Raw genomic sequence first — 12710 nt, 5'->3', positions numbered from 1 at the left:
CTGATTCCAGATTGCCCCGTACTTCGTACTCTCGCAGTCCTTATCACTATGTTATTACTTTCTGACGATGACAACCTGTGTTGCATCTGCATAAGTATCCGTGAAATCAACGCTTTCTTCCCGTTCTGGAGTAACGGTCATTCCGGCTGCGCCGAAGTCTGCTTTTCCACTGTTGACAGATGCAAGGATGGTTTCAAATGACATATCCTCGATTTTCAGCTCATAACCAAGCTTGTCGCAGATTGCCTTGGAAATGTCGGCATCGATACCAACGATATCATTTCCCTCTTTGTACTCCCACGGCTCGAACTCAGCGTTGGTTGCCATGGTAAGCGTTCCGTTGGAACGGTCCACGTCTGCCGGGGACTCATACGGATGCTGGCCGACTTCATCACCAATGTAGTTGCTCATGATCTCATCAAGAGTTCCGTCCTCTTTCAGCTCTGCCAATGCAGTGTTGAACTCGTCTCTTAACTCATTTCCTTTTTTGAAGCACATCGCGTACTCTTCGGTATCAAAAATGCCTTCTACAATTTTCAGATCATCGTTTGCTGCAACGAATTTTTCTGCCGGCAGGGAATCGATGACAACACAGTCAATCTTTCCGTTTTTCAGTGCCTGAATAGCATCGGCGCCTTTGTTGTAACGCTGCATCTGGGAATCTGCATTAACGGCATCGCTCGCCTGAGAATCACCTGTTGTTCCGGTCTGTACACCAATCTTCAGATCTGCCAGATCCTCTACGGATGTTACTTCTACTTTCTTTGCGGTAGATGCAGAACTTCCGCAGCCTGCCATCGAAACAGCAAACAAAACGGACATTGCAAGTGCTGTTGCTTTTTTTGCAAAATTCATTTTCATAATAATCTCCTTCTCTCCTCATGTAATGTATATTTATTCACTTTCCCTTATTATAACAGCATCTTTCTGAAATGCAAGGAAAAACGGAAAAAAAGCAACAGAAATACAAAAGACAGCCCGGGGGTTCTTCCATGGCTGTCTTTCCGTTTTTGTATTCAGTCCGTATTTTTTCCGTCTGCTGCTGTGCAGCGCAGGATCCGCTGAATGCTCTTTTCCGATAAAGCATATTCCTCTGAGAGTTCGGAAACTCTGCTTCCGTTTTGATGTTTCTCGCAAATTTCCCGGCACCGGATGCTCCTTTGCCCATTCCTAGGCTTCCACACTGCTCCCGAAGAGCTTTAAGGCTTCCATCCCTTCCAGTCCCTCTGTATTTGTTCGTCGTCTACACAAATGATGTTCATCTGGTATCTCTCCTGCCTTGTCCTGTTCTAATTGCTTTTCATCCATTCTTCATAAATGGAGGCACTGTATCCCTGTTTCTTTTTACTCTGATACATTGCCCGGTCCGCCTTTCTGTACAGCTGGTCAAAAGAAACTTCTTCCGATGCCTCGCAGAAACAGGCACCCAGGCTGATTTCTATCTGCTTCCCCTTCATTTCCGCAATCGTAATCTGGCTGATGTTATAAAAAAGTCTTTCGAAAAATCTCTCTGCCGCCGCTTTCTCCCGCATTTCCGGCATAAAGACTGCAAACTCGTCACCCCCGAGGCGCAGAACTACGTCCTTGTCCCGGCAGGATTTCTGCATCGTCTCTGCAACGGCGATAATAACCTTATCCCCTGTCGAGTGTCCATACGTATCGTTGATTGTTTTGAATTTGTCACAATCAATCAGGCAAAGCAGACCTCCTGTTTTTTCCTGCAGCAGATGGGAAATCTGTCTTTCCCCGCTTCCACGGTTATACAATCCCGTCATAAGATCCGTCTGTGCCAGATAAATCAAGCGGTTCTCACGTTTTTTCTCTTCTTCGATACACTCAATACAAAACAGCACATGCAGAAGCCTTCCATTTTCATCGTAATCAACAGGAATGAATCTGCTCCGGCACCAGCCTGTTTTTTTATCGATAAATTCGTGTATGATACTGTTTTTTCCGGCGAGCCGCTCTTCCAGCGTATTGAGATCGATAAATGCAGCAGTTTCTTCCAGTTGTGATTCCATGCACATTTTCTCTGCCATGCACTTCGCATGCCCGCCAAAATCGTCTATGATCTCATATTCCCCCATTTGGGCTGCACTCTGCGATGTTGTCTTTACAATATGATATTTCTGCGTCTGCACATTAATATAAAAATTGCTGCAAGGGCAATCCATTCAGCAAGATCTATCACATTCAAACCAGATAGTTACTCACATACACAATACCTCTTTCCAGACTCCCCGGACCTCCGCGGAATGCCCACGCTGCGGCATCACTCGCCAGAAGAACGGCACAGGAAAGCTGCATCAGAAGCATCCGGTATTTTTTCTTTTTCTGATCCATATCCCTGCTCAAAACCATACAGAGGGCCGCAATATTTGTTTTGTCCTTCCTAAAACAGCAAAAGAAAACCCTCTCATACCGCCTTTCTCTGCGTATATGAGAGGGTTCCTGTTCTTACGCCTGTCCCAGTACGTGGTCGGAAATTCTTCCGTAGACGGAGATCAGGTAGAGGCCGCAGATGCCGACAACCGCGTAGATGATGCGGCTCAGCCACGTCATGTTTCCGAAGATCAGGGCGACGAGGTCGAGACGGAAGAATCCGATCAAGCCCCAGTTGACGGCTCCGATGATTGCAACGGTGAGTGCGGTGTAATCCAGTCCTTTCATGTAAAGAAACCTCCTTTTTCCGGATTTTGTATCGTCTTTTTATCTCTTCCGGTTTCTTTATAAAGAATTTCCCAAAAGGAGGCAGATTATGCATTTTCTTTGATTTTTCGGGCAGAAAAATGGAGACCATTTCCAGGCCTCCATTCGTGCAATTTTGTTTTCTTTATTCAGACAGCAGCTTCTGCAGCAGCTCTCCTGCTGCTGCCGGGTTGGCTTTACCTTTCATTTCTTTCATGACCTGGCCGACCAGAAATCCGAGGACTTTTGTCTTTCCGGATTTGTACTGCTCTACCGGGCCAGGGTTGTTTTCCAGAACTTTTCTCGTGGTTTCTTCCAGAAGGCCGGTGTCGTTTACGGTTTTCAGTCCGTGCTCCTCGACGTATGCTTCCGGATCGACATCCTCTGCAAAGATCTGCTCAAATACCTCTTTTGCCACCTGGTTATTGACCGATCCGGCTTCTGCCAGTTCGATCAGGGATGCCAGATGCTTTGGTGAAAACTGCAGATCCTCCGGCTCCTGGCCGTTCTCCTTTAAGAGACGTAAGGTCTCGCCCATCAGCCAGTTTGCCACTTTTTTCGGTTTGCCGCAGAGCGCCGTCGTCTCCTCAAAGAGATCGGACAGCTTCTTGGAACCGGTCAGAATGCCCGCATCGTACTGCGGCAGTCCGTACTGCTCCACGTAGCGTGCCTGTTTTTCCGGCTGGAATTCCGGCATGGATTTCACAATGCGGTCGATCCACTCGTCGGAAATGTGCACCGGCGGCAGATCCGGGTCCGGGAAGTAGCGGTAATCCTTCGCATCCTCTTTCGAACGCATCGCGTAGGAATACTCTTTGTTGTCGTCCCAGCGGCGGGTCTCCTGGACAACGGCTTTTCCTTCCTCGATCAGCTCGATCTGTCTTGCACGCTCTCCCTCGATCGCTCTTCCGATTGCCTTAAAGGAGTTCAGGTTCTTCATTTCGGTACGTGTTCCGAATTTCTCACTTCCAACCTCACGGACCGAAAGGTTGACATCGGCACGCATCGAGCCCTCCTGCAGTTTGCAGTCGGATGCGCCGAGATACTGAATCATCATACGCAGTTTTTCCAGATAAGCGATAACCTCTTCCGCAGAGCGCATATCCGGCTCGGATACAATCTCGATCAGCGGAACGCCGCTTCGGTTGTAGTCGACGAGTGAGCAATCCTCCCACTCATCGTGGATCAGCTTTCCGGCATCCTCCTCCATGTGGATCTCATGAATGCCGATTTTCTTCTTTCCCGCTGCGGTGTCAATCTCGACATATCCATCGTGGCAGATCGGCAGATACAGCTGGGAAATCTGATAGTTCTGCGGGTTGTCCGGGTAGAAATAGTTCTTCCGGTCGAATTTGCAGAGCTGGTTGATTTTGCAGTTTGCAGCCAGTCCGACGCGCAGGGCGTAATCGACAACCTTCTTATTTAATACCGGAAGGGATCCCGGCATACCGGTGCAGACCGGGCAGGTGTGGGTGTTCGGCGCACCGCCGAATGCGGTAGAGCAGCCGCAAAAAATTTTTGTTCTCGTCGCAAGCTCCACATGTACTTCAAGTCCGATGACGGTTTCATACTGTTTTGACATTGTTTTGCTTCCTCCTTACCATTTTTCTGGCTGCCCGAATGCACCGCGTGCCTGCTCATAGGTGTATGCTGCACGGAACAGTTTTTTCTCTGAGAAACAGTCTCCGATAAGCTGCATGCCGATCGGAAGCCCCTTGTCATCCATGCCGCACGGAACGGTGATGCCCGGAAGGCCGGCGAGGTTGACCGATACGGTGTAAATGTCGCCCAGATACATCTGTAAAGGATCCGAAAGCGAATCGCCAAGACGCGGTGCGGTCGATGGTGCTGCCGGGCTTAAAATCATATCGTATTTTTCAAATGCGCGGTCAAACTCTTTTTTAATCAGGGCTTTCGTGCGCAGTGCTTTCAGATAATACGCATCGTAGTAACCGGAGCTTAAGACGAAGCTTCCCAGCATAATCCGTCGTTTCACCTCCGGACCGAAGCCCTCAGAACGGCTCTTCTTATACATATCGTGGAGTCCTTCGTACTCTTTGGCACGGAAGCCGTATTTCACGCCGTCGAAGCGTTCCAGGTTGGAGCTTGCCTCAGCGGATGCAATAACGTAGTAAGCCGGAATGGCATAATCAATGAGGTCGAGATCGAAATACTCTACTTCTGCTCCGCGTGCCTTCAGGACATCGGCAGCTTTTAAAATGGATTCCTTCACCTGCGGATCCAGGCCTTCGCCGAAGCAGCTGTTCGGAATACCGATTTTCAGATCGGAGACATCTTCTTTTAAAGCGCTCATGAAATCGTAATCGTCGCGTTTCATCGATGTCGCATCTTTTGCATCATACGAAGCGACCGTCTGCAGCAGTGCTGCACAGTCTGTCACATCCTTTGCGACCGGTCCGATCTGGTCAAGGGAGGAACCATAAGCGATCAGTCCGTAACGGGAAACGGTGCCGTACGTCGGTTTCATGCCGGTTACGCCGCAGAAGGAACTCGGCTGACGGATCGATCCGCCGGTATCGGAGCCAAGTGCCATCGGTACTTCTCCTGCTGCAACGGCTGCGCAGGAACCGCCGGAGGAACCGCCTGGAACGTGTTCGGTGTTCCATGGATTTTTCGTCACGCCGTACGCGGAAGTCTCTGTCGTACTTCCCATCGCAAACTCATCCATGTTTGTCTTTCCGATGATAACGGCTCCCGCCTCTTCGAGCCGTGTGATAACCTCTGCATCGTACGTCGGAACAAAGTTCTGCAGGATCTTTGACGCACACGTCGTCGCAAGACCTTTCGTACAGATGTTGTCCTTGACCGCAATCGGAACGCCGGCCAGCGGACCGGTGAGCTCTCCTGCGTCAATTTTCTTCTGCACTTCTGCCGCGCGTGCTCTTGCACCCTTTTCATCCACAAGAAGGAATGCGTGAATTGATTCTTCCGATGCTTTGACTGCCGCAAGAGACGCTTCTACAGCGTCCGCTACAGTGATCTTTCCTTCTTTGATTGCGGCAGAAAGCTGTACTGCTGTCATATCTTTGATTTCCATATCAATCTCCTCCTGCTATTCTACCGTTTTCGGAACCTTGTACTGGCCCTCTTTGACTTCCGGTGCATTGGTAAGCATTGCATCGCGGTCGTCGCCATTGGTTACTTCATCCTCGCGGAATACATTTCCCATCTCGAAAATGTGGGTCATCGGCTCGACCTTGCTGGTGTCGAGCTCGTTTAATTTATCTACATAATCCAGCATCTTCTGCATATCCTGCCGTGCGGATTCTTTTTCCTCATCCTTTAATTCCAGCTTTGCCAGGATGCCGACATATTCCATCGTTTCATCTGAAATCACATTTGCCATTTCACTCATTCTCCTTTTTCATTTTCCAGCAGGATCCGCTTACGGCTCCAGTCTTGTAAGATCACGCGGGAACAGCGTTGTCTCGCGGACGTTGTCCTCACCGATCAGCTTCATGGTTAGACGCTCCAGACCGATGCCAAGACCTCCGTGCGGCGGCATACCGTGTTTGAAAGCACTTAAATACTGCTCCATGCCCTCTTCTGTCATGCCGCGGGCTGCGATCTTTTCAGAGAGCATCTTGTAATCGTGGATACGCTGGCCTCCGGTTGTAATCTCCAGACCGTGGAACAGCAGGTCGAAGCTCTTTGTGTATCTCTTATCCTCCGGGTCGTCCATCGCATAGAACGGTCTCTTTTTCGACGGATATTCGGTGACGAATACGAAGTCTGCATCGTACTCCTCTTTGAAATACTGGCCGATCAGAAGCTCCTCCTCTGGCTCAAGGTCGAACGGGTTGCGGATCTTTCGGTTGTATTTCTCGGCTACCAGCTCTTTCGCTTTCGTGAACGGTACAGTTGGGATTTCTTCTGTCTTTGGAAGCATAACTTTCAGGATCTCCAGCTCTTTTGCGTAATCCTCTTTAAGAAGCTCCACCATGTACTGTAAAAATCCGGTTTCCATTGCCATGATGTCGGTGTAATCCTCGATGTAGCCCATCTCAAAGTCAAGGCTGGTATACTCGTTCAGATGACGTTTCGTGTTGTGTTTCTCTGCACGGAAAACCGGTCCGACTTCAAAGACACGGTCAAACACGCCGACAAGCATCTGTTTGTAGAACTGCGGGCTCTGTGCCAGGACAGCCGGGCGGTGGAAATATTCCAACTTGAAGATGTTTGCGCCGCCTTCAGCGCCTTTCGCGCCGATCTTCGGTGTATGGATTTCGGTGAATCCCTGGGAATGAAGGAAATCACGGAACGCCCGTACCACGCCTTCCTGGATGCGGAATTTTGCACGCTCTCTGACGTTTCGAAGAGCGATCGGCCGCATGTTCAGCATTGCTTCAAGGGAGGTGTTCATTTTCCATTTGTTGACTGCGAGCGGCATTGGCTCGGTCGGCTCGGAAAGAACGGTGATGGTCTGCAGCCTGACTTCGACGCCGCCCGGTGCGCGGTCCTCTTTTTTGACCGTTCCGGTTACGGCAACTGCCGATTCCTCTTTCAGATCTTTCAGCGGGAAGTCAACACTTCCTTCTTCGTACACACACTGAACGAGTCCCTCGCTCTTTCTTAAGATGACAAAGGCAACCTCGCCCATGTCACGGATGATGTGTACGGCTCCTTCGAGTTTTACTTCTGTGCCTTCCGGTATCTCCAGCAGAGTTTTTACGGAGATGTCTTCTTTTTTCTTTACGCCTGTCATAAATTCCATGTCTTGTTCTCCTCTCTTTCTCGCCTGTCCCGGATTGCTTTTTCAAATAAAAAAGTCCCGGAACAGTTTTTTAACTACTGTTCCGGGACGGGATATTTTATGTTCCCGCGGTACCACCCGCATTGCGTTTTTCTCTCCGGTTTTCCGAGGGAAAACGCCCACTCATTTATACTTAACGCGTATCACGGATCTGCCTACTTGATTTCCTGTTCGGATCTCATGTTCAGCAGACCGGCTCCGGAATGTTCCCCATTGTATGTTTCCTCCATGCTGATGCTCTCAGTCGGTGACATCGGCTTCCTGTCAGATTCCGCATACGGAGTTTCCTTCACTGCCTTTTTCATACTGTGCATTATAGCACAGCAGTTTTGCATTTGTAAACACCTAATTTTTACGGATTTCATATAAATTCTAATGCATTTTTCATGAATTTTATCTATACAAAATTATTTTTTCGCGTGTTTATAAAATTGCGCAGAAATTCCGTTTTATTGGTATTTCGCACACAATTTACAGTTTTTTGATTCTCTCCACTGCCTCCACTGTATTCTCATACGTACCGAATGCAGTCAGACGGAAGTAGCCTTCTCCGCTCGGGCCGAAGCCTGATCCTGGTGTTCCGACTACGTTTGCGTCTGCAAGCAGGTGATCAAAGAACTCCCAGGAAGTCATATTTCCCGGTGTTTTCAGCCAGATATACGGAGCGTTGACGCCGCCGGATACGGTGTAGCCTGCGCCTTTTAATCCGTCGTAGATGACTTTTGCGTTCTTCATGTAGTAAGCAACCTGCTCTTTTAACTGTGCTTTTCCTTCCGGAGAGTAAACAGCCTCGCCGGCTCTCTGGATGATGTACGGAGCTCCGTTGTATTTCGTTCCGTGACGGCGTGCCCACAGGCTGTGCAGAGTCACATCGCCGGATTTGATGTCTTTCGGGATAACGGTGAATCCAAGACGCATACCGGTAAAGCCTGCGTTCTTGGAGAAGCTGCGCATTTCGATGGCACATGTTCTTGCACCCTCGCACTCATAGATGGAATGCGGAATGTCTTTTTCTGAGATATATGCCTCGTATGCAGCATCATACAGGATGATGGCTCCTACTTTATTTGCATAATCAACCCATTTCTGCAGCTCGGCTTTGGAAACCATAGCGCCGGTCGGGTTGTTCGGGAAGCACAGATAAATCAGATCCGGGGTTTCTTTCGGGAGCTCCGGGGTGAAGTTGTTTTCTGCGGTACACGGCATGTAAATCACATTCGTGAAACGCTCGGTTGCTGCGTCGTAGTCACCGGCACGGCCTGCCATTACGTTGGAGTCTACATAAACCGGATAAACCGGGTCGCATACAGCGATCTTGTTGTCCAGGCTGAAGATCTCCTGAATGTTGCTACAGTCGCATTTTGCGCCGTCCGATACAAAAATTTCATCAGATGAGATATCGCATCCTCTGTCCTGATAATCATTTTTTGCGATGGTATCGCGAAGGAAAGCATATCCAAGATCTGGTGCATATCCGTGGAAGGTCTCTGCGTGTCCCATCTCATCCACTGCTCCGTGCAGCTTTTCAATGATCGCCGGTGCGATCGGCTGGGTTACGTCGCCGATTCCAAGACGGATGATTTTCGCGTCCGGATTTGCCTCGGTGTAAGCTGCAACTTTTTTTGCAATGGTGGAAAACAGATAGCTTCCCGGCAATTTCAGATAATTGTCATTGATTTTGAACATTATTATGTCGCTCCTTTTCACTTTTTCTTACTCTGTCAAAAGCGTCAGCACCATCTGTGCCGTTTCAACCAGATTGGTGCCGCTGTCCATGCTGCATTTCTGCATGTAGCGATGGGCCTCCGACTCGGTCATGTGATTTCGTTCGATCAGAAGGCTTTTTGCACGATCGATGATGTGCTGTTCCTCGGCGCTGCGCACCTTGGGCTTTGCCCGCTCTTTCTTTCTGCGCCGTGCCGCACTCTGCAGCATCATCTCCAGTGTATTAACCAGCTCGTACACGGAAAGCGGCATCGTAACCGCCATGATTCCGGTTCCCTCCACCGCACTTAATGCGCGGCTCGATGCAATCAGAAGCATCTGGAAGCCGGACGGCATACACTCATTCAGATCCGTAAAAAACATATCCGGGAGCTTGTAGCCGCAGATGACGATACCGCCGTTTAAGTTGTTCATCTCTCCGAGCGCCGCTGCCGCTGTCGAACAGACAGCATCGATTTCATATCCTCTTTTTGCCAGAATATCCCGGATGCGCTTTCCATCTTCTATTTTGGGAAGTACTATCACTATGCTGCTCATGCATTTTCAGGCCCCTTCGTCGTCTAAATACGGTACAGATATTTCTCGGTCTCCCAGTCGGATACCTGACGGAGATACTCATGCCACTCTTCTTCTTTGGCATTGATATATCCATTCACAAATTCCTGGCCGAGTACCTGACACAGAAAATCGTCTTTCTTTAACTCTGCGACCGCTTCTCCAAGGCTTCCCGGGAGAAGGGTGATCTGCATCGCGTTTCGTTCTTCTTCTGTCAGATCGGAAATATTGCGGTCCACCGGGGACGGCGGAACGATTTTCTGTTTGATACCGTCAAGTCCTGCTGCCATGCAGACAGCAAGTGCCAGGTACGGATTGGCTGCCGAATCCGGGCATCGAAGCTCAATGGCCATGATACCGTCTCCCGTCAGCGGAATGCGGATCAGCGGGCTTCTGTTCTTTGCAGACCATGCCACGTAGATCGGTGCACCGTATCCCGGTGTCAGACGTTTGTAGGAGTTTACAAGCGGATTGGTAATCGCTGCGATTCCGCTGATGTGTTTCATCAGTCCGCCCATAAAGTAATATGCCTCTTTGCTGAGCCCGTATTCATCGGATTTGTCGGCAAACACATCTTTTCCCTCCTGAAACAGGGAGAAGGAAAGATGAAGACCCGATCCGTGAACTCCGGTTTTTGGTTTTGGCATAAAGGTTGCGTGAAGACCATGACGTTTTGCAATCGTACGGATAGCAAATTTGGCAGTCATCAGCTGATCTGCCGTCCGAAGTGCTGCAGCCGGACAGAAATCCAGTTCGTGCTGGCCTGCCGCTACCTCGTGGAAGGAAGACTCAACGTCGATTCCCATTTCTTCGAGAGTCAGCACCATATCGCGCCGCGCGTTTTCTCCCAGGTCCAGCGGTCCAAGATCCAGATAACCGCCTTTGTCGTGCGTTACACTCGTTGCTCCGCCGTCCTCATCGGTGTGGAACAGGAAAAATTCACACTCCGGTGAGATTTCAAACTCATAACCCATCGCTTTCGCTTCGGAAATTACCTTCTGAAGGATGGTTCGGGAACTCTTTGCATAAAGATTCCCCTCTCTATCATACACATCACAGATCAATCTTGCAACCTTTCCTTGCTGCGGACGCCACGGAAGTATTGCAAAGGTGTCGAGATCCGGGTGCAGAAACATGTCTGCTTCCTCGATGGTGACAAATCCTTCGAACGAAGAGCCATCGAAAACGCACTGATTATTCAGGGCTTTTTCCAGCTGTCCGGCGGTGATGGCCATATTTTTCATCATTCCAAACATATCGGTAAACTGCAGGCGGATAAATTCAACATCTTCTTCCTCCGCCATCTGAAGGATCGCTTCCTTCGTATACTTTGCCATATCGATTCTCTCCTTTATCAAAGACGATTCTAAACGAAAAGGGTGTTTTCACGCGGCAGGGCAGAAAGACACCTTGCGTAAAAACACCCTTGTTTTGGGCATATTATAGCAGTTTTTCGCGTGTTTTGTCAAGAAAAACTTAGAGATTCGTGTATCCCATCAGGGATTCATCGACTGCCTTTGCTGCCTCGCGTCCCTCGCGGATCGCCCATACGACCAGGGACTGGCCGCGGTGCATATCGCCTGCGGTGAAGACATTTTCTTTTGTTGTCTGGTATTTTCCGTCATCTGTCTTCACGTTGGTGCGCTGGTTGACTTCCACTTTAAATGCATCGGTCACATATTTCTGGGATCCTAAAAAGCCTGCTGCAATAAGAACGAGATCTGCCGGGAGAATCTCTTCGGTTCCCTCAACCGGAACCATCATCATGCGGCCGGATTTCTCATCTTTTTTCGGTGTCAGTTTTACGGTCTTGATCTGGCAGACTTCACCTTTTTTGTTTTTGATAAATTCCGTTACGGTTGTCTGGTAAATCCGCGGATCATGGCCGAATACGGCGATTGCCTCTTCCTGGCCGTAATCCGTCTTGCAGATCTTCGGCCACTCCGGCCACGGATTGTTCTCGGCACGCTGATCCGGTGCTTTCGGCATCATCTCAAGCTGTGTCACAGATTTGGCACCGAGACGGATGGAAGTTCCGACACAGTCATTACCGGTGTCGCCGCCTCCGATGACAACAACGTGTTTGCCCTTGGCATCGATGTAGGCATGATCCTCAAAATTGGAATCCAGAAGACTCTTCGTTACGGAAGTCAGGAAATCGACAGCAAAGTAGATGCCCTTTGCATCTCTTCCCTCTGCCTTGATATCTCTTGGATTTGCCGCACCGCAGCAGAGCAGGACACGGTCAAATTCTTTTAAGAGTTTGTCAGCTTTTACATCTTTTCCGATATCAGCATTCGTCACAAACTCGATGCCCTCGGCCTTCATCAGATCCACACGGCGGTCGATGACGCTCTTATCGAGTTTCATGTTCGGAATACCGTAGCGTAAAAGTCCGCCCACGCGGTCGCGGCGTTCAAAGACCGTAACAGAATGGCCGCGGCGGTTGAGCTGCATCGCTGCTGCAAGGCCGGAAGGACCGCTTCCTACAACGGCAACGCGTTTTCCGGTGCGCACTTTCGGCGGCTGCGGCGTAATCAGGCCGGTTGCCCATGCGTTTTCGATGATCGCGCGTTCATTTTCCTTCGTGCAGACCGGGTCTCCGTTTACGTTGCATGTACAGGCTGCTTCGCAGAGTGCCGGGCAGACACGGGAGGTAAATTCCGGAAAACAGTTTGTCTTGGTGAGGCGGCGGTATGCCTGCTCATAGTTTCCAAGATACACAAGGTCATTCCACTCCGGAACGAGGTTCTGCAGCGGACAGCCGGAGGCCATTCCCGCAATCATGGTTCCCGCCTGGCAGAACGGTACACCGCATGCCATACAGCGGGCAGCCTGCATCTGCTGTTCCTTTTTCGGGAGCTGCAGATGAAATTCCTTAAAGTTTTTGATACGCTCAAGCGGGGCAACGGTGTTTCCCGTCTTGCGCTGATATTCCATAAATCCAGTTGGCTTACCCATAATTCTT

At 49.7% G+C, this 12710-nt stretch carries 13 protein-coding genes; all 13 read right to left on the bottom strand.

All coding sequences use genetic code 11. The features are described from left to right. Positions 1-54 precede the first annotated feature (54 nt). The 13 genes from DXA93_RS09150 to DXA93_RS09095 all read right to left on the bottom strand — a co-directional run bounded on the left by DXA93_RS09150 (position 55) and on the right by DXA93_RS09095 (position 12703). The gene (locus DXA93_RS09150) at positions 55-855 is read right to left on the bottom strand and encodes a transporter substrate-binding domain-containing protein (RefSeq protein ID WP_330411495.1); all 801 of its coding nucleotides are present in this window, start codon (positions 853-855) and stop codon (positions 55-57) included. 434 nt (positions 856-1289) lie between these two features. Beyond that, positions 1290-2021: a GGDEF domain-containing protein gene (locus tag DXA93_RS09140; RefSeq protein WP_243109188.1), complete on the bottom strand. Its 732-nt coding sequence runs from the start codon at positions 2019-2021 to the stop codon at positions 1290-1292. Between the two features lie 172 nt (positions 2022-2193). Beyond that, positions 2194-2343: a hypothetical protein gene (locus DXA93_RS17845; protein WP_158578723.1), complete on the bottom strand. Its 150-nt coding sequence runs from the start codon at positions 2341-2343 to the stop codon at positions 2194-2196. Between the two features lie 114 nt (positions 2344-2457). After that, complete coding sequence (locus DXA93_RS09135; RefSeq protein ID WP_055228257.1) at positions 2458-2670, bottom strand: DUF378 domain-containing protein; 213 nt, start codon at positions 2668-2670, stop codon at positions 2458-2460. A gap of 163 nt (positions 2671-2833) precedes the next feature. Further along, a complete protein-coding gene (gene gatB / locus DXA93_RS09130) occupies positions 2834-4270 on the bottom strand; it encodes an Asp-tRNA(Asn)/Glu-tRNA(Gln) amidotransferase subunit GatB (protein WP_055228256.1) in 1437 nt (478 codons plus the stop codon). A gap of 15 nt (positions 4271-4285) precedes the next feature. Continuing rightward, on the bottom strand, positions 4286-5746 hold the full coding sequence (gene gatA, locus DXA93_RS09125) for an Asp-tRNA(Asn)/Glu-tRNA(Gln) amidotransferase subunit GatA (RefSeq protein WP_117805348.1): 1461 nt from the start codon (positions 5744-5746) through the stop codon (positions 4286-4288). A gap of 15 nt (positions 5747-5761) precedes the next feature. Next, positions 5762-6055: an Asp-tRNA(Asn)/Glu-tRNA(Gln) amidotransferase subunit GatC gene (gatC, locus tag DXA93_RS09120; protein ID WP_055228254.1), complete on the bottom strand. Its 294-nt coding sequence runs from the start codon at positions 6053-6055 to the stop codon at positions 5762-5764. Positions 6056-6094: 39 nt separating this feature from the next. Further along, complete coding sequence (gene aspS / locus DXA93_RS09115) at positions 6095-7423, bottom strand: aspartate--tRNA(Asn) ligase (RefSeq protein ID WP_118594493.1); 1329 nt, start codon at positions 7421-7423, stop codon at positions 6095-6097. A 194-nt stretch (positions 7424-7617) separates the two neighbouring features. Beyond that, positions 7618-7767, bottom strand: a complete 150-nt coding sequence (locus DXA93_RS17840) for a hypothetical protein (protein WP_158555021.1) — start codon at positions 7765-7767, stop codon at positions 7618-7620. Positions 7768-7933: 166 nt separating this feature from the next. After that, positions 7934-9148 (bottom strand): LL-diaminopimelate aminotransferase, encoded by a 1215-nt coding sequence (locus tag DXA93_RS09110; protein ID WP_022462353.1) that lies wholly within the window; start codon positions 9146-9148, stop codon positions 7934-7936. A gap of 27 nt (positions 9149-9175) precedes the next feature. Beyond that, positions 9176-9724 carry an ANTAR domain-containing response regulator gene (locus DXA93_RS09105; protein ID WP_022462354.1) on the bottom strand — a complete coding sequence of 183 codons (549 nt, stop codon included), beginning with the start codon at positions 9722-9724 and terminating at the stop codon, positions 9176-9178. A 23-nt stretch (positions 9725-9747) separates the two neighbouring features. Continuing rightward, on the bottom strand, positions 9748-11079 hold the full coding sequence (glnA, locus tag DXA93_RS09100) for a type I glutamate--ammonia ligase (protein WP_117510183.1): 1332 nt from the start codon (positions 11077-11079) through the stop codon (positions 9748-9750). A 139-nt stretch (positions 11080-11218) separates the two neighbouring features. Beyond that, entirely contained in the window at positions 11219-12703 is a 1485-nt protein-coding gene (locus DXA93_RS09095) for a glutamate synthase subunit beta (protein WP_022462356.1), read from the bottom strand. Positions 12704-12710 lie beyond the last annotated feature (7 nt).

This window comes from Blautia sp. OF09-25XD, from assembly GCF_003482095.1.
In the GTDB taxonomy this organism is placed as follows: Bacteria; Bacillota; Clostridia; order Lachnospirales; family Lachnospiraceae; genus Fusicatenibacter; species Fusicatenibacter saccharivorans.
The sequence above is the reverse complement of the archived record's forward strand: the minus strand, read 5'-3'. Positions and strand labels throughout refer to the sequence as shown.

Bases quoted from the DNA above. Each gene is read 5' to 3' on its own strand.
- DXA93_RS09150 (WP_330411495.1), bottom strand. From the start codon at position 855: ATGAATTTTGCAAAAAAAGCAACAGCACTTGCAATGTCCGTTTTGTTT.
- DXA93_RS09140 (WP_243109188.1), bottom strand. From the start codon at position 2,021: ATGGAATCACAACTGGAAGAAACTGCTGCATTTATCGATCTCAATACG.
- DXA93_RS17845 (WP_158578723.1), bottom strand. From the start codon at position 2,343: ATGGATCAGAAAAAGAAAAAATACCGGATGCTTCTGATGCAGCTTTCC.
- DXA93_RS09135 (WP_055228257.1), bottom strand. From the start codon at position 2,670: ATGAAAGGACTGGATTACACCGCACTCACCGTTGCAATCATCGGAGCC.
- gatB (WP_055228256.1), bottom strand. From the start codon at position 4,270: ATGTCAAAACAGTATGAAACCGTCATCGGACTTGAAGTACATGTGGAG.
- gatA (WP_117805348.1), bottom strand. From the start codon at position 5,746: ATGGAAATCAAAGATATGACAGCAGTACAGCTTTCTGCCGCAATCAAA.
- gatC (WP_055228254.1), bottom strand. From the start codon at position 6,055: ATGGCAAATGTGATTTCAGATGAAACGATGGAATATGTCGGCATCCTG.
- aspS (WP_118594493.1), bottom strand. From the start codon at position 7,423: ATGGAATTTATGACAGGCGTAAAGAAAAAAGAAGACATCTCCGTAAAA.
- DXA93_RS17840 (WP_158555021.1), bottom strand. From the start codon at position 7,767: ATGAAAAAGGCAGTGAAGGAAACTCCGTATGCGGAATCTGACAGGAAG.
- DXA93_RS09110 (WP_022462353.1), bottom strand. From the start codon at position 9,148: ATGTTCAAAATCAATGACAATTATCTGAAATTGCCGGGAAGCTATCTG.
- DXA93_RS09105 (WP_022462354.1), bottom strand. From the start codon at position 9,724: ATGAGCAGCATAGTGATAGTACTTCCCAAAATAGAAGATGGAAAGCGC.
- glnA (WP_117510183.1), bottom strand. From the start codon at position 11,079: ATGGCAAAGTATACGAAGGAAGCGATCCTTCAGATGGCGGAGGAAGAA.
- DXA93_RS09095 (WP_022462356.1), bottom strand. From the start codon at position 12,703: ATGGGTAAGCCAACTGGATTTATGGAATATCAGCGCAAGACGGGAAAC.